The organism is Massilia sp. 05N420 (genome assembly GCF_056397205.1).
Map to the genome: position 1 here is coordinate 132556 of NZ_JBFTMX010000016.1, position 24915 is coordinate 157470.

25 protein-coding genes are annotated in these 24915 nt (G+C 66.1%); 12 read left to right on the forward strand and 13 right to left on the reverse strand.

Features of this window, described 5'->3' with window-relative positions; translation table 11 throughout:
* Positions 1–22 precede the first annotated feature (22 nt).
* The 3 genes from AC1DIX_RS13080 to AC1DIX_RS13090 are packed head-to-tail and all read left to right on the forward strand — an operon-like array spanning position 23 to position 3728.
* Positions 23–1738 (forward strand): bifunctional metallophosphatase/5'-nucleotidase, encoded by a 1716-nt coding sequence (locus AC1DIX_RS13080; RefSeq protein WP_477324787.1) that lies wholly within the window; start codon positions 23–25, stop codon positions 1736–1738.
* Positions 1739–1774: 36 nt separating this feature from the next.
* Positions 1775–2836, forward strand: a complete 1062-nt coding sequence (locus AC1DIX_RS13085) for a S1/P1 nuclease (RefSeq protein ID WP_477324789.1) — start codon at positions 1775–1777, stop codon at positions 2834–2836.
* A 49-nt stretch (positions 2837–2885) separates the two neighbouring features.
* Positions 2886–3728: a MipA/OmpV family protein gene (locus tag AC1DIX_RS13090; RefSeq protein WP_477324791.1), complete on the forward strand. Its 843-nt coding sequence runs from the start codon at positions 2886–2888 to the stop codon at positions 3726–3728.
* Here the strand turns inward: AC1DIX_RS13090 and AC1DIX_RS13095 are convergent, their stop codons facing one another.
* The 6 genes from AC1DIX_RS13095 to AC1DIX_RS13120 form a co-directional block, all read right to left on the reverse strand.
* Positions 3729–4694, reverse strand: a complete 966-nt coding sequence (locus AC1DIX_RS13095) for an ABC transporter permease (RefSeq protein ID WP_477249981.1) — start codon at positions 4692–4694, stop codon at positions 3729–3731.
* The gene (locus tag AC1DIX_RS13100) at positions 4695–5786 is read right to left on the reverse strand and encodes an ABC transporter permease (RefSeq protein WP_442122277.1); all 1092 of its coding nucleotides are present in this window, start codon (positions 5784–5786) and stop codon (positions 4695–4697) included.
* An 11-nt stretch (positions 5787–5797) separates the two neighbouring features.
* Positions 5798–7327 carry an ABC transporter ATP-binding protein gene (locus tag AC1DIX_RS13105; RefSeq protein WP_477324793.1) on the reverse strand — a complete coding sequence of 510 codons (1530 nt, stop codon included), beginning with the start codon at positions 7325–7327 and terminating at the stop codon, positions 5798–5800.
* A 110-nt stretch (positions 7328–7437) separates the two neighbouring features.
* Positions 7438–8439: a BMP family lipoprotein gene (locus AC1DIX_RS13110; RefSeq protein WP_442122279.1), complete on the reverse strand. Its 1002-nt coding sequence runs from the start codon at positions 8437–8439 to the stop codon at positions 7438–7440.
* Between the two features lie 368 nt (positions 8440–8807).
* A complete protein-coding gene (locus AC1DIX_RS13115; protein ID WP_442122280.1) occupies positions 8808–9869 on the reverse strand; it encodes an alpha/beta hydrolase in 1062 nt (353 codons plus the stop codon).
* Between the two features lie 168 nt (positions 9870–10037).
* Positions 10038–10337, reverse strand: coding sequence for a PAAR domain-containing protein (locus AC1DIX_RS13120; protein ID WP_477324795.1), 300 nt, complete (start codon positions 10335–10337; stop codon positions 10038–10040).
* An 87-nt stretch (positions 10338–10424) separates the two neighbouring features.
* On the opposite strand from AC1DIX_RS13120, the gene AC1DIX_RS13125 reads away from it, so the two are divergent.
* On the forward strand, positions 10425–10727 hold the full coding sequence (locus AC1DIX_RS13125) for a YciI-like protein (RefSeq protein ID WP_477324797.1): 303 nt from the start codon (positions 10425–10427) through the stop codon (positions 10725–10727).
* A 3-nt stretch (positions 10728–10730) separates the two neighbouring features.
* Here the strand turns inward: AC1DIX_RS13125 and AC1DIX_RS13130 are convergent, their stop codons facing one another.
* On the reverse strand, positions 10731–11882 hold the full coding sequence (locus AC1DIX_RS13130) for an NHL domain-containing protein (protein WP_477324799.1): 1152 nt from the start codon (positions 11880–11882) through the stop codon (positions 10731–10733).
* Between the two features lie 214 nt (positions 11883–12096).
* Here AC1DIX_RS13130 and AC1DIX_RS13135 point away from each other — a divergent pair, with 214 nt between their 5' ends.
* The 3 genes from AC1DIX_RS13135 to pcp are packed head-to-tail and all read left to right on the forward strand — an operon-like array spanning position 12097 to position 14430.
* A complete protein-coding gene (locus AC1DIX_RS13135) occupies positions 12097–12816 on the forward strand; it encodes a DUF969 domain-containing protein (protein WP_442122284.1) in 720 nt (239 codons plus the stop codon).
* Entirely contained in the window at positions 12813–13781 is a 969-nt protein-coding gene (locus AC1DIX_RS13140; protein WP_477324801.1) for a DUF979 domain-containing protein, read from the forward strand. Before AC1DIX_RS13135 ends, AC1DIX_RS13140 begins: the two co-directional genes overlap by 4 nt.
* 4 nt (positions 13782–13785) lie before the next feature.
* A complete protein-coding gene (pcp, locus tag AC1DIX_RS13145; protein WP_477324803.1) occupies positions 13786–14430 on the forward strand; it encodes a pyroglutamyl-peptidase I in 645 nt (214 codons plus the stop codon).
* Between the two features lie 34 nt (positions 14431–14464).
* Here the strand turns inward: pcp and AC1DIX_RS13150 are convergent, their stop codons facing one another.
* Positions 14465–14959: a hypothetical protein gene (locus AC1DIX_RS13150; protein WP_477324805.1), complete on the reverse strand. Its 495-nt coding sequence runs from the start codon at positions 14957–14959 to the stop codon at positions 14465–14467.
* A gap of 101 nt (positions 14960–15060) precedes the next feature.
* Here AC1DIX_RS13150 and AC1DIX_RS13155 point away from each other — a divergent pair, with 101 nt between their 5' ends.
* Positions 15061–15651, forward strand: a complete 591-nt coding sequence (locus AC1DIX_RS13155) for a hypothetical protein (RefSeq protein WP_477324807.1) — start codon at positions 15061–15063, stop codon at positions 15649–15651.
* A gap of 84 nt (positions 15652–15735) precedes the next feature.
* Here the strand turns inward: AC1DIX_RS13155 and AC1DIX_RS13160 are convergent, their stop codons facing one another.
* The gene (locus AC1DIX_RS13160; protein ID WP_477324809.1) at positions 15736–16848 is read right to left on the reverse strand and encodes a thioredoxin family protein; all 1113 of its coding nucleotides are present in this window, start codon (positions 16846–16848) and stop codon (positions 15736–15738) included.
* 19 nt (positions 16849–16867) lie between these two features.
* Positions 16868–17875: an alpha/beta fold hydrolase gene (locus tag AC1DIX_RS13165; protein ID WP_477324811.1), complete on the reverse strand. Its 1008-nt coding sequence runs from the start codon at positions 17873–17875 to the stop codon at positions 16868–16870.
* 142 nt (positions 17876–18017) lie between these two features.
* Between AC1DIX_RS13165 and AC1DIX_RS13170 the strand changes: the two genes are divergently transcribed.
* Positions 18018–18485 carry a MarR family winged helix-turn-helix transcriptional regulator gene (locus AC1DIX_RS13170; protein WP_477324813.1) on the forward strand — a complete coding sequence of 156 codons (468 nt, stop codon included), beginning with the start codon at positions 18018–18020 and terminating at the stop codon, positions 18483–18485.
* Positions 18486–18514: 29 nt separating this feature from the next.
* On the opposite strand, the gene AC1DIX_RS13175 is transcribed toward AC1DIX_RS13170, so the two are convergent.
* From AC1DIX_RS13175 to AC1DIX_RS13185, 3 genes are read right to left on the reverse strand one after another with little or no spacing between them, the layout of a single operon-like run.
* The gene (locus tag AC1DIX_RS13175) at positions 18515–19420 is read right to left on the reverse strand and encodes a LysR family transcriptional regulator (RefSeq protein WP_477324815.1); all 906 of its coding nucleotides are present in this window, start codon (positions 19418–19420) and stop codon (positions 18515–18517) included.
* 21 nt (positions 19421–19441) lie between these two features.
* Positions 19442–20356: a pseudouridine-5'-phosphate glycosidase gene (locus AC1DIX_RS13180; protein WP_442122293.1), complete on the reverse strand. Its 915-nt coding sequence runs from the start codon at positions 20354–20356 to the stop codon at positions 19442–19444.
* A 2-nt stretch (positions 20357–20358) separates the two neighbouring features.
* Positions 20359–21471, reverse strand: coding sequence for a carbohydrate kinase (locus AC1DIX_RS13185; protein ID WP_477324817.1), 1113 nt, complete (start codon positions 21469–21471; stop codon positions 20359–20361).
* A 315-nt stretch (positions 21472–21786) separates the two neighbouring features.
* Between AC1DIX_RS13185 and xapA the strand changes: the two genes are divergently transcribed.
* The 3 genes from xapA to deoC all read left to right on the forward strand — a co-directional run bounded on the left by xapA (position 21787) and on the right by deoC (position 24899).
* Positions 21787–22623 (forward strand): xanthosine phosphorylase, encoded by an 837-nt coding sequence (xapA, locus tag AC1DIX_RS13190; protein WP_442122295.1) that lies wholly within the window; start codon positions 21787–21789, stop codon positions 22621–22623.
* 117 nt (positions 22624–22740) lie between these two features.
* Positions 22741–23934: a phosphopentomutase gene (locus AC1DIX_RS13195; protein WP_477324819.1), complete on the forward strand. Its 1194-nt coding sequence runs from the start codon at positions 22741–22743 to the stop codon at positions 23932–23934.
* Complete coding sequence (gene deoC, locus AC1DIX_RS13200) at positions 23931–24899, forward strand: deoxyribose-phosphate aldolase (RefSeq protein WP_477324821.1); 969 nt, start codon at positions 23931–23933, stop codon at positions 24897–24899. The genes AC1DIX_RS13195 and deoC overlap by 4 nt, the downstream gene beginning before the upstream one ends.
* Positions 24900–24915 lie beyond the last annotated feature (16 nt).

Below are 24915 nucleotides of genomic sequence, written 5' to 3' on the forward strand. Positions count from 1 at the left end.
ACAAGATAAGGTGTACCACTTCATGACCGTTTCCCGTCCCCTCCGCACCGGCCTCACCGTGCTGGCAGCCGGCCTGGTGCTGGCGGGTTGCGCGAGCGCTCCCGCAACGGCGCCGCGCGGCCCGATCGAACTCAATATCGTCGCCATCAACGATTTCCACGGCAACCTGGAACCCAGCAGGTACAGCTATGCGCCGATGGGCAGCGAGAAGAAGGAAAACATCCGCGCCGGCGGCATCGACGTGCTGAAGGGCGCGCTGGACGCCTTCCGCAAGGAAGACAAGGACCTGCTGTTCGTCGCCGCCGGCGACCTGGTGGGCGCGAGCCCGGCGGTGTCCTCGATGTTCGCGGACGAGCCGACCATCGAGGCGATGAACCGGATGGGCCTGGTCGCCAGCTCGCTCGGCAATCACGAGTTCGACCCCGGCAGCAAGGAACTGCTGCGCCAGCAGCACGGCGGCTGCGATTCGCCGCGCCCGGACAAGGCTTGCCGGCTGTCGAAGGACTTCCGCGGTGCCGGTTTTACTTACCTGGCCGCCAACGTCGTCGATGCCGCGACCGGCAAGAACCTGGTGCCGGCCTGGCGCGTCGTCGACGTCAAGGGCGTCAAGGTCGGCCTGATCGGCGCGGTGCTGAAGGACACGCCGTCGGTGACGGTGTCTTCCTCGATCAAGGGCCTGTCCTTCCTCGACGAGGCCGAGTCGATCAACAAGGTGATTCCCGCCATGCGCGCCCAGGGTGCGCAGGTATTCGTGGTCCTGATCCACGAGGGCGGCCACACCGGCGAGCCCTTCGACAAGACGTATTGCGACGGCCTCGAAGGCCCGATCGTCGGTATCGTCAAGAAGCTCGATCCGGCGATCCGCCTGGTCATCACCGGCCACTCGCACAAGGGTTACCTGTGCAAGGTCGACGGCCGCGTGGTGACGCAGGCCGACTATGCCGGCCACGTGCTGTCGCGCATCAAGATGACGGTCGAGCCGGGCAGCGGCAAGGTCGACGACATCCAGGTCCGCAACGTTGTCATGGCGCCCGACCTGCCTGGCAATCCGGCCTTTACCCCGGATGCGCAGATGACGGCCTACCTGCAGGACGTGCGCGCCCGCAGCGCCGCCGAACTGGCCAGGCCGATCGCGCGCATCTCCGCGTCCGGCCTGTCGCGCAAGGACAGCGACGCCGGCGAATCGCCGCTGGGCGACGTGATCGCCGACGCCGCGGTGGCGGCGACCCGCGACCAGGGCGTGCTGCTCGGCTTCATGAACCCGGGCGGCATCCGCAAGGACCTGGAAGCGGGCGAGGGCGGCGTGGTCAGCTTCGGCCAGGCCCAGGCCGTGCTCCCGTTCGGGAATACCCTGGTGGTGCTGGACATCACCGGCGCCCAGCTGCGCGCCATGCTGGAGCAGCAGTGGGACCGTCCGGACAACAGCCAGTACATGCTGCAGGTTTCGCGCGGCCTGTCCTATTCGTGGGACAGCACCCGTCCGGTCGGCCAGCGCCTGGTGCCGGGCAGCCTGAAGGTGGACGGCAAGCCGGTCGAGGAGGGCAAGACCTACCGCATCGTGGCGAACAACTTCCTGGCCGAAGGCGGCGACAACTTCCCGGCGCTGGCCCAGGGCGTCAACCGCCATGACACCGGGATGCGCGACCTCGACGCGCTGATCGCCTGGCTGAAACAGAACCCGGGCATCGGTGCGACCGGCATGGCCGCGCCCCAGCCCCGAATCAACAAGGTGCGCTGAGCACCGTTCGATGAAACGTCCAGACAAGGAACCGTCATGAAAAAACTCGTTTGTGTACTCGCGCTGGCCGGCGCCTTCGCCTCGACCGATGCCCTCGCCTGGGGCAACGACGGCCACCGCGCGGTCGGCGCCATCGCCGACAAGCTGATCAAGGGCACCAGGGCCGAGCAGCAGGTGAAAGCCATCCTGCTGCCGGGTGAGACCCTGGAATCGATCGCCACCTGGCCCGACTGCGTGAAGGGCAACTGGTGCGGCCCGCAGACCCCGGACATGGTCGAGTACGTGAACGCCAACCCGAAGCACAGCGAGTACCACTACACCGACGTGCCGTTCCAGCTGGATCATTATCATGACGGCGCCGCCGGCACCGCCGACGACGACATCGTGCAGACCCTGAAGCAGGCAATCGCCGTCCTGCAGGGCAAGGACACCCCGGCCACCAACCCGCACAAGTTCACCCCGCGCCAGGCCCTGATCCTGCTGACCCACATGACGGGCGACATCCACCAGCCGCTGCACGTGGGCGCCGCCTTCGTCGACAAGGACGGCAAGTTCGTGGTGCCGAAGACCAAGGCCGAGATCGACGAAACCGCGATCTTCGATTCGCGCGGCGGCAACAACCTGCTGATGGACGACGCCAAGCTCGCCGGCCTGGTCGCCAAGCTGTCCAGCGTGATCCCGCCGGAAGAAGCCAAGCCGGTCAAGGAAGGCGTGCCCAAGGCGCTGACCAAGCCCTTCCACTCCTACTGGGACAGCACCACCGTCAACTACGCCTTCCGTCGCATCCAGACGAAGACGCCGGAAAAATTCGCCCAGGCCGCGATCGACAGCAAGCCGGACGTCGCCCGCTCCACCGGCGACCTGGCCACCTGGCCCTATCAATGGGCGGACGATGCGCTGGCGGTGTCGAAGCAGGTGTTCGACGGCGTCACCGTCGGCAAGATCACCCCGCAGACCGGCAAGAAGGGCGAGACCTACTACACCTGGAGCCTGGAAGTACCGCAGAACTATCCGGTGCCGAGCTCCGCGATTGCCAAGACCCAGCTGATCAAGGGTGGTTATCACCTGGCGCAGGTGTTGCAAGCCATCTATCAATAATCGTTACCGCACGCACCACGCGCACATGGGCGCCGTTAAAATGGCGCCCATGCACAAACTATCCCTCCTGGCCCTCGCGGCCGCCTCCATCCTGCCCGGCATCGCCGCCGCCCAGGCTCAGCCTCAAGAACGCGACCTGCCGCTGTGGGAAGCCGGCATCGGCGCCGCCGCCTTCAGCACGCCAGCCTATCCGGGTGCCGACGACCGCTCGAACCGCGGCCTGGCCCTGCCTTACCTGATCTACCGCGGCAAGGTCTTCCGCGCCGACCAGAACGGCATCGGCGCGCGCCTGGTGAACACCGACAAGGTGGAATTCGACGTCGGCTTCGCCGGCTCGCTGCCCGCGCATTCGAAGGACGTCGAGGCGCGGCGCGGCATGCCCGACCTCGGCACCCTGGTCGAGTTCGGCCCGCGCGTGAAATACAAGTTCGCCGACCTCGGCGAGCGCGGCAGGCTGCGTTTCGAACTGCCGCTGCGCGCCGTGATCGAGGCTCGTGGCGGGCTGCGGCGCCAGGGCTGGACCATGGAGCCGCGCCTGGTGTGGGAGAAGCGTGGCGAAGCCGCGCGCTGGACCATGGAAGCCCAGCTCGGCGCCGTGTTCGGCGACGGCCGCATCAACCGTTATTTCTATGAAGTGCAGCCGCAGTATGCGACCGTCGAGCGGCCGGCCTACAAGGCGGACAGCGGCCTGCTGCTGGTGCGCACCGGGCTGTTCGGCACCTACCGCCTGAACCCCGACCTGAGGATGTTCGGCTTCGTCCGCTATGAAACCTACTCGGGCGCGGCGAACCAGGACAGTCCGCTGATGAAAAAAAATACCGGCACATCGGCCGGTATCGGATTTGCGTGGACCTTCGCGCGCTCGCAGGAACGAGCGCGCAGCGCCGAGTGATCAGCGCGACTTGACGAACGGCTTGCCGATCGCCTTCGGCGCCACCGACTTGGCCATCAGGCCGGCCAGCACGATCACGGTCACCACATACGGGATCATCTGCACCAGCGAGCCCGGGATGCTGCCCACGACCGGCAGCTCGACGCCTTCGAGCTGGATCTGGATCGCGCCGAACAGGCCGAACATCAGGCAGCCCAGCACGGTGTGCAGCGGACGCCAGTTGCCGAACACCAGGGTCGACAGGGCCAGGTAGCCGGCGCCGGCCGACATGTCGCGCAGGAAGAAGCCGCTCTGGACGATGGCGAGATAGGCGCCCGAGAACGAGCACAGCACGCCGGCCACCAGCATCGCCAGGTAGCGGGTGCGCTCGACCGAGACGCCGGCGGCGTCGGCGGCGTGCGGGTTCTCGCCGCAGGCGCGCAGGCGCAGGCCGAAGCGGCTGTGGTAGATCGTCCAGTGCACCACCGGCACCAGCAGGAAGGCGACGTAGACCAGCACCGACTGGCCGCCGATCACGTGGCCGTACAGCCAGCCGATGAATGGGATGTTGGAAAGCAGCTCGGTGCCGGGCAGGGTGACGTCGAACAGGCGCGCCTCGCGCAGGTCCGGCGTGCGGCCGCCTTCATGGAAGAAGAACTGGGCGAGCACGAAGGTCAGGCCGCTCATGGCGATGTTGATCGCGATGCCGCACACCAGCTGGTTGCCCTTCTGGGTGATCGAGACGAAGGCCTGGACCATGGCCAGGGCGCTTGATACGCCGACGCCGGCCAGGATGCCGAGCCACGGGCTCTGGGTGACGTAGGCGACCGAGGCCGAGACGAAGGCCGAGGCCAGGATCTTGCCTTCGAGGCCGATGTCGACCACGCCGGAACGTTCGGCGAACAGGCCCGCCATTGCGGCGAACATCAGCACCGGCGCGTTGCGGATCATGGACACCACGATGCTGGCGATGTGAAAGTCTTCCATTTATGCTTCCTTGCTGGTGCGGGTCAGGTTGATCAGTTTCAGGAGCGCCGGCGCGTAGAAATTCTCCATCGCACCGCAGAACAGGATGATCAGGCCCTGGATGAAGATGAAGGTCTCCTGGGGGATGTTCGGCTTCTCGAGCGACAGGTCGAAGCCGCCCTGGATCAGGGCGCCGAACAGCACCGACGACAGGAAGATGCCAACCGGGTGCTGGCGCCCCATCAGCGCGATCGCGATGCCGACGAAGCCGGCGCCGGCCGGGAAGTTCAGCGACAGGTAGTGGGTCGAGCCCATCACCGAATTGACCGCGCCCAGGCCGGCCAGTGCGCCCGAAGCCAGCATGGTGACGATGATCATGCGGTCGATCCGCACGCCGGCGTAGTGCGCGGCGTGGGTATTCAGGCCGGTCGCGCGCAGCTTGTAGCCCCACGACGAGCGCCAGACGATCACGCCATACACGACCAGTGCGGCGATCGCCAGCAGGAAGCTGATGTTCAGCGGGGTGTCGCCGAACACGGGGAAGATCTTGTTCAGCAGCGGCAGCGAGGCGCTGTCGGCGAACACGCGCGAGGCCGGGTTCTGCTGGCCTTCCGGGATCATCTTCAGGATCACGTAGTTCATCAGGCTGGCGGCGATGAAGTTGAACATGATGGTCGTGACCACCACGTGGCTGCCGCGCTTGGCCTGCAGGTAGCCAGGCAGGAAGGACCACAGCGCGCCGAACAGGGCGGCGCCGATCATCGCGACCGGGATCATCAGCCAGCCCGGCAGGTGGGCATCGAAGGCCAGCACGGCCAGCGTGAGACCGAGGCCGCCGACATACATCTGGCCTTCGGCGCCGATGTTGAACAGGCCGGCCTGCATCGCGATCGACACCGCGAGGCCGGCGAAGATGAAGGTCGAGGCATAGAACAGGGTGTAGCCCAGGCCTTCCGGATCGAGGATCGCGCTGTCGATCAGGATGTGCAGCGATTCCGACGGGCTTTCGCCGAGCAGGTGGATGACCAGGCCCGCCACCAGCAGCGCCGACAGCAGGTTCAGGATGGGGAGGGCGAAACCCGTGGCCCAGCGAGGGAGTTCAGTCTTTTTCATGTCTCTTACCGTCAGGACTTGTGCAAGCCGCCCATCAGCAGGCCGATGCGGGTAGTGTCGAATTCATCGATCGGCAGGATGCCGGTGATGCGGCCGCCGGACATCACCAGGATGCGGTCGGCGAGCGCGCGCACTTCTTCCAGTTCCACCGAGGACAGCAGGATGGCCACGCCCTCGTCGCGCAGGCGCAGCAGCTGGGTGTGGATGCTCTCGATGGTGCCGATGTCGACGCCGCGGGTCGGCTGGCCGACCAGCATCATCTTCGGCCTGGCCGCGACTTCGCGCGCGATCACGACCTTCTGCTGGTTGCCGCCCGAGAGCAGGCCGATGCGCAGGTCCGGATTGTTCGGACGGACGTCGAAGGCCTGCATCAGGCCGGCGCAGCGCTGGGCGATCTTCCTGAAGTCGAACAGGCCCCAGCGGTTCTTGACGTGGTCCTGGTAGCCGAACACGGTGTTCTGCATGACCGAGAAATCCTTGATCACGCCGTCGCGCAGGCGGTCTTCCGGCACGTGGCCGATGCCCAGCTTGCGGAAGGTGGCCGGCAGGCCGTCGGCGTTCGCGCGGCCGGCGTAGGGCAGGTCCTGGCCCAGGAACTCGACCCTGCCGGAAGTCGGCAGGCGCATGCCGGACAGGATCTCGAGCAGCTCGCTCTGGCCGTTGCCGGACACGCCGGCGATCGCCACCACTTCGCCTGCGCGCAGCGTGAAGTCGATGTCCGACAGCAGCGCGACGCCGTTGGCGTCCTTCAGCTGGACGTTCGAGACCTTCAGCACTTCGGCACCCGGATTGTAGGGCGCGCGCGGCAGCTCGCTCTGGATCGGACGGCCGACCATCATGTTGGCCAGCTGTTCCTTCGAGGTCTCCGGGGTCTTGACGGCGCCGACCACGCGGCCGGCACGCATCACCGTCACCTCGTCGGTGATCTCCATGATCTCCTGCAGCTTGTGGGTGATCAGGATGATGGTCTTGCCCTGTTCCTTGAACAGCCGCAGGATCTCGAACAGCGAGGCGGTTTCCTGGGCGGTCAGGACGGCGGTGGGCTCGTCCAGGATCAGGATGTTGGCGCTGCGGTAGATCTGCTTGAGGATCTCGACGCGCTGCTGGGCGCCCACGGACAGGTCGTGGACGGTGGCCAGCGGATCGACGTCGAGGCGGTAGCGTTCGCAGATCTCGCGCAGCTTCGCCTCGACCCCGGCGCGGTGCGCGGACAGCTTGAAGCCGCCCTCGTTGCCGAGCATGACGTTGTCGAGCACCGTCATGTTCTCGACCAGCATGAAGTGCTGGTGCACCATGCCGATGCCGAGGGCGATCGCTTCGTTACTGGTGCGGATATCCTGCGCCTGGCCGTCGATCAGGACCTGGCCGCTGTCGGCATTGTAGTAGCCGTACAGGATGCTCATCAGGGTCGACTTGCCGGCGCCGTTTTCACCGATCACACCATGGATCGAACCCTTGGCGATCGAGAAGCTGACATCGGCATTCGCCTGTACCGCCCCGAAGGCTTTGCTGATATTGCGGAATTCTACGGCTGGATGCATAGCGATCCGTTTTCGTTAGACAAAGTAATTATGGAAAGCATTCATTCAAAAGCGCGCCGCGCCGGTTTCAGGCCGGCGCGGCGCGCTTCCTACGTAAAACAAACATTCGCCTACTGCGGGCACGAATTCGACGCGCGGTAGTCGACCACCTTGATCTTGCCGCTGATGATGTCGTCCTTGGCGGCGAGCACGCGCTTCTCGATCTCGGGCGTGATGAGGGCCCGGTTGTATTTGTCGAGCGCCCAGTCGACGCCGCCTTCCTTCAGTCCCTCATACGTGATGCCGGAGGTGAACTGGCCGTTCTTCGCCTTCATGAAGGCGTCGTAGGCGGCGTTGTCGACGCGCTTGACCATCGAGCTCAGCATGGTGCCCGGATACAGGTAGTTCTGGTTCGAGTCGACGCCGATCGCCAGCTTGCCCTTTTCCTTGGCCATCTGGAGGGCGCCCATGCCGGAGCCGCCGGCCACCGCGAACACGACGTCGGAGCCGCGGTCGAATTGCGCGCGCGCCAGTTCGCCGCCCTTGGCCGGGTCGTTCCAGGCCGCGCTGGTGGTGCCGACCATGTTCTGCAGGACCGGGATCTTCGGGACGATCGACCGGGCGCCCTGCACGTAACCGCAGGCGAAAGCGCGGATCAGCGGAATGTCCATGCCGCCRACGAAGCTGATGGTCTTGGTCCTGGACGCCATGGCGGCGGCCACGCCGACCAGATAGGAACCTTCCTGTTCCTTGAACAGCACGGAGTTGACGTTCTTGCCCTGGGCATTGCCGTCGATGATGACGAAATGGACGTTCGGGTATTCGGCGGCGATCTTCTGCACCGGCTGGGTCTGGGAAAAGCCGATCGACACGATCAGGGTCAGCTTCTTGCGCGCGAGGGCGCGCAGCACCTGCTCGGCCTGGGTGTCGTAGTTTGCCTGGGCTTCGAACACCTTGATGCCGGTTTCCTTCGTGAAGCGCGTCACGCCTTCGGCCGCCGACTGGTTGAAGGACTTGTCGAACTTGCCGCCGGCGTCATAGACGATGGCCAGCTTGGCGCCGGCGATGTCGGCCGATGCGCTGGCGCTGATGCAGAGTGCCGCGATCGCCAGACTGAGTTGCTTGAATTTCATCTGTTTTTCCTGAATCTGGAAGGACCTGCAAGCTTGCGCGCTACGCGGCAAAGCAAGGACCAGCCATCCGCGGGTCTCCTCGCGGACTGTGTCAAACCTTGTTGAATCCTGTGGTGTCGATTGTGTAATCTGGCCGAGGCGGGCAAGACCGGAGAGTCGGCCACGCGGTTGAGCATCGTATTCGTCCTTGACGTTTAACTATGCATCAGTCTGTTTATTCGTGGCAAATACGATTTTACTTCGCAATTTATTTACTGGAAATATAAATAGTGCCACTTTTCGGTGGTTTCTTGCAGAAAACCACACGTCTTGACAGCTGCGAAAGGCTGGCCGAGGCTGATGCGCGCCGGCTTGTCGCTTACTGTCGCTTACTTGACGGCTACCTGGATCGGCAGTGCGGCCAGGTTGGGACTGGCGTCCATGGCGGGCAGCGGGATGGCATCGGCCGGGTTGGGAAGGAGGGTGGCCGTGACGGCAATCGCCGCGACGGGAGCGGGAATGAGAGGCGCCGGCGCGCCATCGGTAGCGACGGAGGCGATGACAGGCGCCGGAATCGGCGCGCTCGATGCGGCGCTTGCCGGCGCCGCGTCAGGCGCGCGACTACCCGCCGCCGCGGCCTGTTCCAGCGGTTTGGCGAACTGGGAGCTCAGGAAGCCGGCGATGCGGCTCTGGGTGCCTTCCAGGTAGGGGATGTCCATGTGGTCCGAGCCGGGCACGATGTCGTCTCCGCACAACTGGGCCAGCTTGGCCACCAGCTGGTCGGTATGCGAATGCGGCACCACGTCGTCGCTTTCCGCGCGCAATACATAAGTCGGCGCCTTCAGGGCGGGCGCATATTTGATCGACTCGAAGCGGTGGCGCAGCATGTACTCGATCGGCATCACGCGGAACTTGCGCTTGGCGATCGCCAGGATCGAATCGTAGGGCGTGATCAGGACCACCGAATGCGCCGGACGCTCCTTCGCCACCTGCACGGCGACGCCGGAACCCAGGCTGCGACCGACCACGGCGATGCGGCGTGCGTCCACGTGGGCGCGTGCGGCCATCCAGTCGAACAGCATGCAGCCGTCTTCGACCATGTGGATCTCGTCCGGGTCGCCATGCGAATCGCCGTAGCCGCGGTAATTCACGGCCAGCACGGCCATGTTGGGGAAGAGCTTGCCGGCATCGCGCACCACCCAGGAGACTTCCTCGGAGCGGCCACCGAAATAGACGACGGCCGGATGCGGGCCAGGGATCTGCGGGGTCATCAGCCAGCCGCAGAGACGGGTGCCGTCGGCGGCGCGCAACACCACGGGACGGGTGCGGTGGCCGCTGCTGCGCGGGCTTTTGACTTCGCGCTCGACGGTAGGATTGAACACGAGGCGGCGCTGGTTGGCCGCGACCGCAGCCGTGAGGCCCAGCCACAGCATGCTGGCAAAGCCAGCCATCCCTGCCGCTACTTTTTTCCTGGTGTCCATGCTACTAGTCTACCTCTGCCATCCTGAAACGTTCTGTGCGCTGAGGTACAAAGCCATAGAAGCGGAGTAATTACCCAAGCGACGTTGCCATGTCGCAACGATAGCATGGCTGGCGCAAAGCTACAGGGCAGGGCCTGCTCAGGCCGCCGTGTCCTCGACCGTCTGGTAGCGCGAGCCCTGGCTGGGGAGGAGTGTCGGCGGCGTCGCGCAGTTGCAGATGCACAGGTCACCCTCCAGCGCCACCAGCCTGTCGTTGAAGCGCTCTTGCGTGCGCGGCCCGGTGCACTGGATGGTGCCGGTGCCGCCGCAGCCATGGCAGCTGATCTCATCGCCTTCGAGGGCGATGCGGGCGCCGTCGATCGACATGAAGCTCGAGGCCGAGGTGACGACGCCGTCGGCCGTCGTGCGTGCGCCCAGTGTGATGTGATGTCGTTTCATGGGCGCCATGCTGCCAGCCTCCGGCCGGCCCGCATTGGGATGCGTTAAGATGCCCCGGTCTTGTCGAATCCATGTCTGGGAGACTCCGTGCACTACCTGCTGATGTATGAACTGGCGCCCGATTACCTGGCGCGCCGCGGCGAATTCCGCAACGAACACCTGAAACTGGCCTGGGAGGCCGAGCAGCGCGGCGAACTCGTGATCGCCGGCGCCCTGGCCGATCCGGCCGACACCGCCGTCCTGCTGTTCAGCGGCGACTCGCCGGAAGTCGCCGAACGCTTCGCCAAGACCGACCCCTACGTCGTCCAGGGCCTGGTGACGAGCTGGCGCGTGCGTCCCTGGACCACGGTGGTGGGCAAGGATGCCAGCAATCCTGTCCGGCCCGAGTAAAACTTATTTCGCCGGCAGCAGCTTCACGACCAGGTTATGGGTCGTGAGCGCGAACGAGCCGTCCGGTGCGCGCGCTACCCCGATCGGCCGGTCCAGGCCGCCGGGCAGGGCGCCCAGCTGGATGCCCTGGCGGCCGGCCACGCCCGCCACCGTGCTGGTCACGTTGTCGAGGTTGATCCTGCGGATGGTGGCGTTGCCGGTGTCCGCGATATACAAGTCGTTGCCCTCGACCGCGATGCCGCTCGGCGCGCACAGCCGCGACACGGTGCTGCTGCCGTCCACCGCCCCGCACTGGCCGGCCTGGCCCGCCAGGGTCGATACCGTCCCGTCGGTCTTGATCATGCGGACGGTCGAATTGCCGGTGTCGACCACATAGACGTTGTCCCATTCGTCGACGCCGACGTCCTGCGGATTGCAGAAGCGGGCTGCGCCGCCGCGCCCGTCCGCGCTGCCGCACACGCCCGGCGAGCCGGCCACGGTGCTGACCTTGCCGTCGATATCGATGCGGCGCACCGTGTGGTTGCCGGTATCCGCGATCCACAGATTGCCGCGGCGGTCCAGCGCAATGCCCTTCGGATTGCAGAACTGGGCGGACGTCGTGCGCCCGTCGACGCTGCCGCAGGTGCCGTTGCCGGCCACCGTGCCGGTCAGGCCGGCCGCCGTGATCTTGCGCACCACCGAGTTGCCGGTGTCGGTCACATACACATTGCCCTGGGAATCCGCCGCCAGCCGGCTCGGTCCGTTGAAGCGCGCCGCGCCGCCGTTGGCGTCCGCATAGCCGACCGCGCCGAGGGCGCCGGCCAGGGTCGTGACCGCGCCCTGGGGCGTGACCTTGCGGACGGTCGCGCTGGCCGGCTCCGCCACATACAGGTTGCCGGCGGTGTCGGCGGCGATGYCTTCCGGCGCATTGAAGCGGGCCGCCGACCCGGTGCCGTCCTTCGAACCGCCGCAGACGCCGCAGACGTCCCCGGCAATGGGGAAGAGTCCGGTCGCGCCCTGCGGCCGGTCGGGCCAGCTGGGCCAGTCGGGGTGGTTGGGCCACGGGTACTGGGGACCGTCGTGCCAGACGACCCCGATGCCGATGCCGATGTCGCCGCCGCAACTGGCGAGGCCGAGCGCGGCCAGCAGCGAGACTCTGCGTAATAGCGAATTCATGGCTGCCTCCCTTGGATGACCCACCGAGCATAGCGGGTGGGCGCCGCCTTGTCATGTGCACACGCAATGCGGGAGTGGCGCGTTCATGCAGTGGCCGTTCTTCCGATGTAAAAGCCACGGCGGCGCGGGCTGCGATGGCGGATCTCATCCATTCGTTGGACGCGCCCTATGCTGAGGTAATATCTCCACGATAAAAAAATCCATACGGAGACCCATGCACACCGCTGTCAACCTGTGGCCGCTGCTCGGCATTGCCGTTGTCGTCGCCGGATTCCTGCTGCGCGCCAATCCGGTGCTGGTCGTGATCGCCGCCTGCGGCGTGACCGGGCTGGCCGGCGGCCTGTCCCTCGTCCACCTGCTGGAATCGCTCGGCACCGCTTTCGTCAAGACCCGCAACCTGCCCTTGATATTGCTGCTGCCGCTGGCCGCGATCGGCCTGCTCGAGCGCGCCGGGCTGCGCGAGCACGCCCAGGCCAGCATCGCGAAGATCCGCTCCGCCACCACCGGGCGCCTGCTGACGGTCTACCTGCTGGTGCGCGAACTCGCCGCCGCCTTTGGCCTGACCAGCCTCGGCGGTCATCCGAACATGGTGAGGCCGCTGCTGGCGCCGATGGCCGAGGCGGCCGCCGAAGCGCGCGGCGCCAACCTGGACGAGGCGATGCGCCAGCGCATCCGCGCGATGAGCGCCGCCACCGACAACGTCGGCCTGTTCTTCGGCGAAGACGTGTTCGTGGCCTTCGGCGCCATCGTGCTGATGCAGACCATCCTGCGCGCCGAAGGGCTCGAAGTCGATCCCCTGCGCATGGCGATGTGGGGCATCCCGACCGCGGTCACGGCCTTCCTGATCCACGCCTGGAACCTGCGCCGGCTCGATGCCCGCATCCTGCGCTGCACGGGCAGGCCGCGCCACGTGGCCGACGGAGTCACGCAATGATCCTCGCGCTCGACGATTTTTACGTGCTGGTCGGCCTGCTGTTCGCGGCCACGGCCATCATGAACCTGCGCGACCGCAGCAATCCGCTCCGCTTCACGAGCGCGCTGTTCTGGGGCCTGTACGCGCTGCTCTACCTGGCGGGCGGGCGCACGCCGCCGGCCGTCACCGGCCTGCTCATGGTCGCGATGGCGCTGGTGGCGGGCGTCGGCCTGGTGCGGGGAGGGAAGGCGAATCCGCCGCCGGAAGACGCGCGCCGCGCCAGCGCGGCCCGGCTCGGCCACAGGCTGCTGGTGCCGGCGCTCGCGATTCCGGTGGTGACGATGATCGGCTCGACCCTGCTGAAGGACGTACGCATCGACCTGGGAGCCTACAGCGCGCCGCTGCTCGATCCGAAGAACCTGACCCTGGTGAGCATGGGCTGCGGCTCCATCGTGGCCCTGGCGCTGGCCTGCTGGCTGACGCGCGCCACGCCGCTGCAGGGCGTGCGCGAGGCGCGCCGCCTGATCGACGCGATGGGCTGGGCGGTGGTGCTGCCGCATATGCTGGCCGTGCTCGGGCTGCTGTTTTCCGAGGCCGGCGTCGGCAAGGCCGTGGCCTACATCACGACCTCGTATATTCCGATGGATTCGCGCCTGGTCGCCTGCGCCGCCTTCTGCATCGGGATGGCGCTGTTCACGGTCGTGATGGGCAACGGCTTCGCCGCCTTCCCGGTCATCGCCGGCGGCATCGGGATTCCGATACTGGTCGGGGTGTATCATGCGAATCCGGCCGTGATGGCGGCGATCGGCATGTTCAGCGCCTATTGCGGCACCCTGATGACGCCGATGGCCGCCAACTTCAACATCGTCCCGGCGGCCCTGCTCGAGCTGCCGGACAAGAACGCCGTGATCAAGGCCCAGCTGCCGACCGCGCTGCCGTTGCTGCTGGCGAATATCGTCCTGCTCTACTTCCTGATGTATCGATAAGCTCATGAAAACTGTCCTGCTCACCGGATTCGAGCCCTTCAACGGCGCCTCCATCAACCCGGCATGGGAAGCCGTGCGCCTGCTGGAGGGCTGGTCCGGCGATGGTTTCAAGGTCGAGGTGCGCCTGCTGCCCTGCGTATTCGGCCGCGCCGCCGAGGCGCTGCTCGGCTTCGTCGACGAAGTCCGCCCCGACATCGCGATCGCGGTGGGGCTGGCCGGCGGGCGTCCGGAGATCTCGATGGAGCGCATCGCCATCAACGTCGACGACGCGCGCTTCCTCGACAACGCCGGACAGCAGCCGATCGACGCGCCGATCGTCGCGGACGGCCCGGCCGCTTACTTCACGACCCTGCCGATCAAGGCCATGGTGGCGGCGATGCGCGAGCAGGGCCTGAAGGCGGGCGTGTCGCAGACCGCCGGCACCTTCGTCTGCAATCACGTCTTCTATGCGCTGATGCACCACCTGCGCGGCCAGGGCGTGAAGGCCGGTTTCATCCACGTGCCCTTCCTGCCCGAGCAGGCCGCGGCCTGGCCCGAACCGACGCCGTCGATGGCACTGGAGGAGGTCGTGGCGGGCTTGCGGATTGCGGTCGAGGTGGCGCTGTCAGTGGACGCCGACGTGGCGCTGGCGGGTGGGGCGACGCATTGAGTGCGCCGGGAACCCGCCTCGGGCTCGAAAGCGGTCAGGCCGCGGCGGCCAGCTGGCCAGCTACATAACGGCGCAGCTCGCCTTCAGCCCAGTCCAGATCCTCGCGATTGACGCGAGGGGAATAAGATCCGCCCTTCAGGCGGCCTTCCGGTACCGGAATCTGCGCCGACCAATGTGCAATGCCATCCTTTCCGTTTTCGGGGCCGGTGACCAGGGTGACAAGGTCGTTTTCGAAGAAGAAGTGCAGCATCTCGTCCTTGGTCATGACCGGGGCGCCCTCGGCGAACAAGTGTTTGCCACGATCCTTGCGCGCCATCCTGTGACCGCGCCGGAGTCCCTTTGGCTTGCGCTCTTTTACCAGGTGCCTGAGCGCATCGAGCGAAATGGCCTCGACGTGCCAGGGGCGCATATCGACGGCGGCGGTCTCGAAGGTGCGGTAACGTCCGTGCACCGACAACGGCGCTTCGCGCAGCACCAGGTACAAATTGTAGAGAAAGTCGGATTGAGCAGCGCTCAGATTCGTATGCACGTGTGGCCTTTCATCGTTCTGTAAGCAATAGGCGACATATTACGCGCTTGCATCGCTTAGAATGTTCCTTGAGGCAACTTTTTCAAGCGTGAATCAGATTGATGAAAAAAACCGCAGTATTCTTGTCCGCGATGCTCTTGAGCGGCCTTGCATCGGCAACGGACGTCAGGGCCTTCGATCTCGGCGGTGTCAGGCTGGGGATGAGCCCCAGCGAAGCCACGGCCGCCTTGCAAGCGAAGTGCCAGCGCGACCACGGCAAATTCGATGTGACACCGTTCGCCGAGCCGAATCCCTACCTTCCAGGGAAAAAGTACAAGCTGTATATGCACTGTGAAGCGCCGGCCGGTAAAACCTCGGTCCACGTCCGGGCGATTCCAGGCGGCGCGATTGTGGTCGAAAGGGTGATTTATGAAATGCCCTGGAATAACGACAACGTAAAGGCATTGCGCGCCAACGCCATTGCCAAGTACGGCGAGCCGACGAACATCATCCAGATGGGACCGGACCCGGAGTGGTGCGAAAGCCCCCATCCATCGTGGCCAGGCGGTCCGGCGTGCCAGGACGATAGTGGCCTCTCGGCCGGGGCCCGCCTCCGGATCACGTCGACGAAGGTCGAGCTTTACGATCCCCGGCCTTCCGAACTGGTGCAGGCGGATCGCAAGGCAAAGGAAACCGTGAAGCCCTCGCTGTAAAACGGGCAAGGTGCGCGCCCTTCAAGGCCTGAACACGCCCACCTGCACCTGCTCCACCAGGTCGTACTGCACGGCCGAAGGTGATTAGCCGAAGGTGAACGCGAAGGCGCTGGCGCCGGCGTCGAGGAAGCGGATCTCGAACAGGTGTTCCTTCACGGCGCCGGACTGCCTGACGAGCTGGTAGAGCCGCGTATCGCCGATGCTGCCGTTGCCGTCGACGTCGGTGTCCGAACCGTGATCCGCTCCGGGCGCGCGGCCGTCGATGCGTACCTGGAAGCGCACCGGCTTGCCGCCGGGTCCCGGTCCCAGCACCAGGTGCAGGTCGCGCGCACTGAAGCGGTGGACGATGCTGCCGTCCGCGTGGTTCAGGCGGGCGCGCTCGGCGCCGACGGTCCAGTTGCCGACGAGGCTCCACTGGTTCGATCCGACCTCCGTCCTCGCGTAATCGTGCGGCGCATCGCGTTCGAGCTGCCCGCCACCGGCCAGATTGGACGCCTGCGCATAGCCTACATAGGTTTCGCCGGACCCCAGGTGCGCGAGGTCGGGGGCGGACTGTTCGCCGGCGGCGCGCGGCGTGACGAGGGTGTCCGGCGCGCCGGCCTTGCCCGCTTCCGCCAGCAGGGACTGGATGATGCGTTCCGTCTTCTCGTAGTTGCCTTCGCCGACGACACGCGCGCGCAGCCGGCCGCGGGCGTCGGCAATGTAGAACACGGGCCAGGCGTTGTTGCGGAAGGCGGTCCAGATGCGCCTGTCGCTGTCCACGGCCACCGGGTAGTCGATCATGAAGCGCGCAAGGGCCTGGTTGAGGTTCGCGATCTCCTTCTCGAAGTCGAACTCCGGCGTGTGGACGCCGACCACGACCAGGCCCTGGTCACGGTATTTCCGTTCCCAGGCGCGCAGGTAGGGCAAGGTGCGGATGCAGTTGATGCAGGAATAGGTCCAGAAATCGACCAGCACCACCTTGCCCTGCAAAGCCTTGCCGCTGAGGGCAGGGGAGTTCAGCCAGGTCACGGCGCCGTCCAGCGGCGGCAGGGCGCCGAGTACCGGCAAGCCGCTGCGGTAGCCGGTATCGGCCGCGCCGGCCGCGCCGGCCGCCGGCATCATCATCGAGAAGGCGGCGCCGGCGGCGGCCGCTGCAAGGACGGCGCCGGACAGCCAACGCAGGGGATGGCGCAGCAAGCGTTTGAATTCGAACATGGCGGGTCTGCTCTCCGTCTCAGAGATGGTCGACGTCGATCACGGCGTCGGCGAAGGCGCGCGGCGCTTCCTGCGGCAGGTTGTGGCCGATGCCGCCGCGGATGAGTTCATGTCTGTACTTGCCGGTGAAGCGCTTCGCGTAAGCCGCCGGCTCCGGATGCGGCGCGCCGTTGGCGTCGCCCTCCAGGGTGATCGTCGGGACCGTGATGGCCGGCGATGCGGCAAGGCTGGCTTCCAGCCCCGCGTATTTCGCTTCTCCCTCCGCCAGGCCGAGCCGCCAGCGGTAGTTGTGGATCGTGATGGCGGCGTGGTCCGGATTGTCCAGCGAGGCGGCGCTGCGCTCGAAGGTGGCGTCGTCGAAGTGCCAGCGGGGCGAGGCGGTCTGCCAGATCAGTTTGGCGAAATCGTGGCGGTTCTTCTCGTAGCCGACCCGGCCGCGCTCGGTGGCGAAGTAGAACTGGTACCACCACTGCTGTTCCGCGGCRGGCGGCAGCGGCTGCCTTCCCGCTTCCTGGCTGCCGATCAGGTAGCCGCTCACCGAGACCAGGCCCTTGACGCGCTGCGGCCACAGGGCGGCGACGATGTCCGCCGTGCGCGCGCCCCAGTCGTAGCCGGCCAGGATGGCGCGGTCGATCTTCAGCGCATCCATCAGCGCGACCACGTCGGCCGCGAGCGCCGCCGGTTCGCCGTTGCGGACGGCGTGGGCGTCGAGGAAGCGGGTGCTGCCATAACCGCGCAGGTGGGGCACGATCACGCGATAGCCGGCCCTGGTCAGCAGGGGCACGACGTCGACGTAGCTGTGGATGTCGTAGGGCCAGCCGTGCAGGAGGATCACGACGGGACCCGTGGCCGGACCTTCGTCCACGTAGCCGACATTCAGGACGCCCGCGTCCACCTGTTTGATCGAGGCGAAGCCGGGCGCCGGCCTTGCCGCTTGCGCCGCGCCGGGCAGGGCGAAGGATGCGGCGGCCAGGGCGGCTGCCGCTGCCAGGCTGCGGATGCTGGACTGCTTGTCGTGCTTGCTCATGCTTGACTCCGATGGCGGTTGAAGGAGAACTTTCTGGAATTACTTATGACGATAATTATTATGATCGTAAATTTATACGAAGCCTCCGCGCTTTTCAAGTACGATAATCGTTATCGCGATAATTATTTTTCGGGGATGTCAAATGAGCAAGGACGATCGGAAGCGCAAGGACGCCGCAAAACTCGGCGACTTCATGTGCTTTGCCATTTACTCGACCAACCTGGCCTATTCACGCGTCTACCGGCCGGTGCTGGAGCAGCTGGGGCTGACTTACCCCCAGTACGTGACCATCATCGCACTTTGGGAACAGGACCGGCAGACGGTCAAGGGGCTCAGCGAAAACCTGTTCCTGGAGCCGAGCACGCTCACGCCGATGCTCAAGCGCCTGGAAGCGATGGGATATGTGCGCCGCGAGCGCGACGCGGAGGATGAGCGCAGCGTGCGGGTGTCCCTGACCGAGGCCGGACGCCAGCTGCGGGAAAAAGCCTTCGACTACCGCGAGGTCACGGCCAGGGCCGCGGGCTTGACCCCGGAAGAGTTCCGGACCCTGCAGAAGGCCATCGTCAATCTGCGGACGAACCTGATGGATGCGGCCAGTCCGCCGGCTTGAGTGGAGCCTATCCCTACCGGGATCGATTCCTAGGATTCGCCTTCCGGATTCACGATCTTCAGGAAGGCCCGCACCACCGGCGCGTCGTCCTGGATCGGATAGGTGATGTACAGGTTCGCCGACGGCGGAATGTCCCTGATCGGCAGGAAGCGCACGCCCGGCCAGCCGATCCGGCCGGTGGTCTCCGGCATCAGGGCCACGCCCAGGCCCGCGCCCACCATCGCCAGCAGGGTCTGCGGCTCGGCCGCCTCCTGGAAGATGGTCGGCTGGAAGCCGGCGTTCACGCAGCACTGGATCAGGTAGCGCGGCTCAGCCGACTGGTCCAGGTGCAGGATCAGCAGCGGCTCGCCGGCGATGTCGGTGAGCTCGATGCGGTCCTTGCGCGCCAGCGGATGCTGGACGTTCACCGCCACGCAGTAGTTCTCCTGGAAGCACAGGTCCTGGCGCAGGCCGGCGTGCTTCAGTTCGTCCTCGTCGCGCTTCGGCTCGCGCCAGAAGCCGACGTCGATCTGTTTTCCGCGCAGGGCGTCCCACTGCTCGTTCGGGCCGAGTTCGTGGATGGTCCAGGTCACGCGCGGGAACTGGCTCTGGAACTGTTCCAGCAGGCCGGGTATCGGGCCCCACATCGCCGAGCCGACGATGCCCACGCGCAGGCGCCCGACCTCGCCGCGGTCGATCTGGCGGATGGTGTCGACCGCCATCCGCATCCGCCCCAGCAGGTCCGAGGCTTCCTGCATGAAGGCCTTGCCGGCCACCGTCAGCTCGAAGCTGCGGGTGGTGCGCGCGAACAGGCGCACCCCCAGCTCGCTCTCCAGCTTCATGATCTGCTGCGAGAGCGGCGGTTGCGAGATGTGCAGGCGCTCGGCGGCGCGGCTGAAGCTTTTCTCTTCGGCCACCGCGAGGAAATACTTCAACTGCTTCAGGTCGATCGACATGGAGAACCCGTCAGGCTGTCGTTAATGGGTGGCGTGCAGCGCCACGGCCAGCTTGGCGCCGACCAGGGCGTTGTGCTTGACCAGGGCGATGTTGGTGGCCAGGCTGCGGCCGCCCGTCAGTTCCTTGATGCGCGCCAGCAGGAAGGGCGTGACGAGCTTGCCCTTCACGCCCTGCTGCGCCGCTTCGGCCAGGGCCTGGGCGATGATGGCATCGATCTCCTCGTTCTTCATCGACGAGACTTCCGGCACCGGATTGCTGACCACCACGCCGCCCTCCAGGCCGAGCTGCCACTTGGTGCGGATGAAGCGCGCCTGTTCTTCCGGCGTGTCGAGCTGGAAGTCGGCCTTGAAGCCGCTGTCGCGCGTGAAGAAGGCGGGGAAGGCCGCCTGGCCCACGCTCACCACCGGCACGCCGTGGGTCTCGAGGTATTCGAGGGTCAGGCCGATGTCGAGGATGGACTTGACGCCCGCGCAGACCACGGCGACGCCGGTCCGGGCCAGTTCCTGCAGGTCGGCCGAGATGTCGAAGCTGGTCTCGGCGCCGCGGTGCACGCCGCCGATGCCGCCGGTGACGAAGACTTCGATGCCGGCCAGCTTCGCGCAGATCATGGTGGCGGCGACGGTGGTGGCGCCGAGCTTTCTGGTGGCCAGGACGTAGGCCAGGTCGCGGCGGCTCACCTTGATCGCGTCCGTCGACTGGCCCAGCTGCTCGAGCTGGTCGTCGGACAGGCCGATGCAGATGCGGCCGTCGATGATGGCGATGGTGGCCGGCACCGCGCCGGCGTCGCGGATCACCTGCTCGACTTCGCGCGCGGTCTGCACGTTCTGCGGGTAGGGCATGCCGTGCGAGATGATGGTCGACTCGAGGGCGACGACGGGTTTGCCGGCGGCGCGGGCGGCCTGCACTTCGGGAGAAAACTGGAGAAAGGCTTGCATGGTCAGTCCTGGAGGTTCATGTTCGTAAGAGTGTCCGGGCCGAGGCGCGGATGCACCGTCTCGGTCACGCCGAGGGTCAGCGCCGACAGTTTCAGGCCGCGCCGGCAGGCCAGTTCGAGGTCTTCGCCGTCGTGGACCAGCGACCAGCACACGGCGGCCGCGAAGGCGTCGCCGGCGCCGGTGACGTCGACCACGTCGGTGCCGGGCGCGTACAGGCGGACGATCTGGTCCTCACCCGTGCCGCCGCGCGTGAACAGCACGCCATCGGCGCCGCGCGTCACGATCAGGTCGCGCGCGCCCTGGGCCCGCACTTCGGCCATCGCGGCGTCGAGCTCGGTTTCGCTGGAGAGCTCGCGCCCGACCCGTGCCGCGAGTTCGCCGCGGTTCAGGATCAAGAGACGCACGCCCGACAGGTCGCGCGGCAGGCGCGCCATCTTCGGCTCCGACACCGCCACCAGCACCAGCGGCACCTCGGCACGGCGCGCTCCGGCGATCACGGCGTCGACCGTGTCGAGCGGCAGGTTGAGGTCGGCCACCACCAGCGCGCTGGTCGCGAGCCGGGCCTGGCAGCTGTCGACGAAGGCGCGATCGAGGCGGTCGTAGAGGGCCATGTCGGCCAGCGCGACCACCATCTCGCCATCCTGGTCCAGCACCGCGGTATAGGTGCCGCTGGCGAGGTCGGGCAGCTGCAGCGTGCCCCCCAGGTCGATGCCGAGGCTTTTTGCGTGGGCGAGCAGGGCGGCGCCCGAGCTGTCCTTGCCGGTCGCGGTCAGCAGGGCGGCCGGCGTGCCCATGCGCGCGAGGTTTTCGGCGATGTTGCGGGCGACGCCGCCGAAGGATTCGCTCTGGATGGCGGGGTTCGAGGTGTGCATGGCGATGCCGGCCAGCGAGCGCAGCTTGCGGTCGAGGTTGGCCGCGCCGATGCAGGTGACGGGACGGCGGTCCGGCAGCACGTAGGCGCGTCCCAGCAGCTTGCGTTCGCGGATCAGGCCGGCGATATAGCCGGCCACGGCCGAGCGCGACAGCCCCAGGCTGGCAGCCAGATCCTGCTGCGAAATAAAGGGGTTCGCGCGGATCAGCTCAAGCAACTGTTGTTTTTTTGAGTGTTCGCTCACGGTGGTTCCGATTCAAGGAGGCTATAAACAATTGTTTTTAATCTTAAACACTTGTTTGGTCGGCGTCAATCCGAGGCTGTCTCCGGGGGCTAACATGCAGCATAGCCCATTTATACCTTCTACATATAAATCGAGCAAAAATTTGGTATTTGCCATACCAATCCACGATAATGCATAGTTTGATTTATTTGGTGCACCGGGCTCCCGCTTTCTGTGCAACACCTTGAGCGCCTGACGCTCTTTCAGCTTCTCCGGTCTGCCAGCACGAATACCCGCAATAAGCCCAATCCAGCGAATATCACAAGGAAGCCATCCATGCTCAGCAACACCCCATTCGAAGCCGCCGACGTCATCCGTGCCCGCAAGCCCGGTTTCACGCCGCGTGTGGCGCTCATCCTCGGCTCCGGTCTCGGCGTGCTGGCCGAGCAGATGACGGACGCGGTGGCGATCAGCTACGCCGACCTGCCTGGCTTCCCGATCAGCACCGTGCACGGCCACGCCGGCGAACTGGTGCTGGGCACCCTGGCCGGCGTGCCGGTCGCCTGCATGAAGGGCCGCGGCCACTTCTATGAAGGCTACGGCGCCAGCGTGATGACTTCCGCTGTCCGTACCCTGAAACTGATGGGTTGCGAACTGCTGTTCGTGACCAACGCGGCCGGTTCGCTGCGTCCGGAAGTGGACGCCGGCAGCATCGTGCTGCTTTCCGACCACATCAACCTGCTGCCGGGCAGCCCGATGGCCGGCCCGAACGACGACCGCTTCGGCCCGCGCTTCTTCAGCATGGCCAACGCCTATGACCTTGACACCCGCGAACTGGTGAAGACCGTGGCGAAAGAGAAGGGCATCACCCTGCACGAAGGCGTCTACCTGTCGACCCCGGGCCCGCACTTCGAAACCGCGGCCGAGATCCGCGCCTTCCGCACCATGGGCGCCGACGTGGTCGGCATGTCGGTGGTCCCGGAAGTGATCGCCGCCCGCCACTGCGGCCTGAAAGTCGCCGGCGTCTCCGCCATCACCAACCTGGCCGAAGGCCTGACCCCGTTCCCGCTGTCGCACGAGCAGACCCTGAAGTATGCTGCGGTGGCGGCCAAGGATCTGGTGGCGTTGATGCACGCGTTTATTGAACGTCTGGGTACGACCGCTAACGCCTAATACGTCGTCCCCGCGCAGGCGGGGACCCAAGTTTGTCGAGCAGTCGAAACGCAGGCAAACTTGGACCTCCGCCTTCGCGGGGGCGACGAGCTAGCAATTTCTATGTGAGATAACTATATGTCACGCGCATTCATCCTCCTGCTTGACTCCTTCGGCCTCGGCGCACTGCCCGACGCCGGCAAGTACGGCGACACCGGCGCCAACACCCTCGGCCACATCGCCGAATGGGCCGCCAGGGAAGGCAAGCCGATGTCGCTGCCGACCCTGGAAACCATCGGCCTCGGCGCCGCGGCGCATAAAGCCAGCGGCGAATGGCCGGCCGGCTTCGAGAAACGCGACGGCTTCAGCGGCGCCTGGGGCGTCGCCCGCGAGCAGTCGACCGGCAAGGACACCCAGAGCGGCCACTGGGAAATCGCCGGCGTGCCGGTGCTGTTCGACTGGGGCTACTTCCCCAAGACCGTGCCGAGCTTCCCGAAAGAGCTGACGGATAAACTGCAGGAGCTGACGGGCGTACCGGGCTGGCTGGGCAACTGCCACGCTTCCGGCACCACCATCATCAACGAGCTGGGCGACGAGCACGTCGCCAGCGGCAAGCCGATCCTGTACACCTCGGCCGACTCGGTGCTGCAGATCGCCGCGCACGAAGAACACTTCGGCCTCGAGCGCCTGTACGAAGTCTGCGAAGCCGCGTACGAGCTGGTCAAGCCCTACAATATCGGCCGCGTGATCGCGCGTCCCTTCACCGGCGCAAACGGTGATTACAAGCGCACCAGCAACCGTCACGACTACGCCGTGCCGCCGGTCGCGCCGACCCTGCTGGACCACGTCAAGGACGCCGGCGGCGAGGTCATCGCGCTCGGCAAGATCAGCGATATCTTCGCCGGCCAGGGCGTGACCCAACTGATCAAGGGCGCCGACAATATGGCGCTGTTCGACCGCCTGCTGGAAGTCGCGGACACCGCCGGCGACAAGTCGCTGACCTTCGTGAACTTCGTCGACTTCGACATGCACTTCGGCCATCGCCGCGACGTCGCCGGTTACTCGAACGCGCTGCACGAGCTGGACGCGCGCCTGCCCGAATTCATGGCCAAGCTTCAGCCCGGCGACCTGGTCGTGATCACCGCCGACCACGGCTGCGACCCGACCTGGCCCGGCTCCGACCACACCCGCGAACACATCCCGATGCTGTTCTTCGGCCCGGCCGCGCCCGCGAAGGAACTGCCGGTGGCCGACACCTTCTCCGATATCGGCGCAACGCTCGCCAAACACCTCGGCGTCAAACCTCTCTCGAACGGAACTGCTGTGCTATGAGCCCGAACCTCGATTCTAAAATTATCACTGCGCGTAACACGGCCACCGGCCTCGACCTGGGCTGGATCAACCACCTCAAGGTCAACCGCAACGCCGCCGACCGCCGCGCCGCCAGCCTGGCGAACCGCCGCACGGTCAAGAAGGACTACCAGGCCGCCTGGCTGGTCAAGGCGATCGAATGCATCGACCTGACCACCCTGTCCGGCGACGATACCCCGGGCCGCGTCGAGCGCCTGTGCATGAAGGCGATGCGTCCGCTGCGCACCGACCTGATGCAGGCACTGGGCCTGGACTCGCTGACCACCGGCGCCGTCTGCGTGTATCACGAGATGATCACCCCGGCGGTGCAGGTCCTGAAAGGCCGACTGCCGATCGCCGCGGTGTCGACCGCCTTCCCGGCCGGCCTGTCGAGCATGGAAACCAAGCTGCGCGAGATCGAACTGTCGGTGGCCGCGGGCGCGACCGAGATCGACATCGTGATCACCCGCCAGCACGTCCTGACCGGTAACTGGCAGGCGCTGTACGACGAGATGCTGGCCTACCGCCAGGCTTGCGGCGAAGCCCACGTGAAAGCCATTCTGGCGACCGGCGACCTGGTCACCCTGGAAAACGTGGCCWAGGCATCCTGGGTCTGCATGATGGCCGGCGCCGACTTCATCAAGACCTCGACCGGCAAGGAAGGCGTGAACGCGACCATCCCGGTGTCGCTGGTGATGGTGCGTGCGATCCGCGAATACTACGAACGTACCGGCTTCAAGGTCGGCTACAAGCCGGCGGGCGGCGTGAGCACCGCGAAATCCGCGCTGCAGTACCTGACCGTGATGAAGGAAGAGCTGGGTAACGAATGGCTGCAGCCGCACCTGTTCCGCATCGGCGCATCCAGCCTGCTGACCGACATCGAGCGCCAGCTCGAGCACCACGTGACCGGCTACTACTCRGCCGCCCACCGCCACGCGCAACCCTAAGATTTCACGGATTCGT

What these genes read in the sequence shown, in the direction of transcription:
- AC1DIX_RS13080 (WP_477324787.1), top strand. Translation starts at nt 23, where the DNA reads ATGACCGTTTCCCGTCCCCTCCGCACCGGCCTCACCGTGCTGGCAGCC.
- AC1DIX_RS13085 (WP_477324789.1), top strand. Translation starts at nt 1,775, where the DNA reads ATGAAAAAACTCGTTTGTGTACTCGCGCTGGCCGGCGCCTTCGCCTCG.
- AC1DIX_RS13090 (WP_477324791.1), top strand. Translation starts at nt 2,886, where the DNA reads ATGCACAAACTATCCCTCCTGGCCCTCGCGGCCGCCTCCATCCTGCCC.
- AC1DIX_RS13095 (WP_477249981.1), bottom strand. Translation starts at nt 4,694, where the DNA reads ATGGAAGACTTTCACATCGCCAGCATCGTGGTGTCCATGATCCGCAAC.
- AC1DIX_RS13100 (WP_442122277.1), bottom strand. Translation starts at nt 5,786, where the DNA reads ATGAAAAAGACTGAACTCCCTCGCTGGGCCACGGGTTTCGCCCTCCCC.
- AC1DIX_RS13105 (WP_477324793.1), bottom strand. Translation starts at nt 7,327, where the DNA reads ATGCATCCAGCCGTAGAATTCCGCAATATCAGCAAAGCCTTCGGGGCG.
- AC1DIX_RS13115 (WP_442122280.1), bottom strand. Translation starts at nt 9,869, where the DNA reads ATGGCTGGCTTTGCCAGCATGCTGTGGCTGGGCCTCACGGCTGCGGTC.
- AC1DIX_RS13120 (WP_477324795.1), bottom strand. Translation starts at nt 10,337, where the DNA reads ATGAAACGACATCACATCACACTGGGCGCACGCACGACGGCCGACGGC.
- AC1DIX_RS13135 (WP_442122284.1), top strand. Translation starts at nt 12,097, where the DNA reads ATGCACACCGCTGTCAACCTGTGGCCGCTGCTCGGCATTGCCGTTGTC.
- AC1DIX_RS13140 (WP_477324801.1), top strand. Translation starts at nt 12,813, where the DNA reads ATGATCCTCGCGCTCGACGATTTTTACGTGCTGGTCGGCCTGCTGTTC.
- pcp (WP_477324803.1), top strand. Translation starts at nt 13,786, where the DNA reads ATGAAAACTGTCCTGCTCACCGGATTCGAGCCCTTCAACGGCGCCTCC.
- AC1DIX_RS13155 (WP_477324807.1), top strand. Translation starts at nt 15,061, where the DNA reads ATGAAAAAAACCGCAGTATTCTTGTCCGCGATGCTCTTGAGCGGCCTT.
- AC1DIX_RS13160 (WP_477324809.1), bottom strand. Translation starts at nt 16,848, where the DNA reads ATGTTCGAATTCAAACGCTTGCTGCGCCATCCCCTGCGTTGGCTGTCC.
- AC1DIX_RS13170 (WP_477324813.1), top strand. Translation starts at nt 18,018, where the DNA reads ATGAGCAAGGACGATCGGAAGCGCAAGGACGCCGCAAAACTCGGCGAC.
- AC1DIX_RS13175 (WP_477324815.1), bottom strand. Translation starts at nt 19,420, where the DNA reads ATGTCGATCGACCTGAAGCAGTTGAAGTATTTCCTCGCGGTGGCCGAA.
- AC1DIX_RS13180 (WP_442122293.1), bottom strand. Translation starts at nt 20,356, where the DNA reads ATGCAAGCCTTTCTCCAGTTTTCTCCCGAAGTGCAGGCCGCCCGCGCC.
- xapA (WP_442122295.1), top strand. Translation starts at nt 21,787, where the DNA reads ATGCTCAGCAACACCCCATTCGAAGCCGCCGACGTCATCCGTGCCCGC.
- AC1DIX_RS13195 (WP_477324819.1), top strand. Translation starts at nt 22,741, where the DNA reads ATGTCACGCGCATTCATCCTCCTGCTTGACTCCTTCGGCCTCGGCGCA.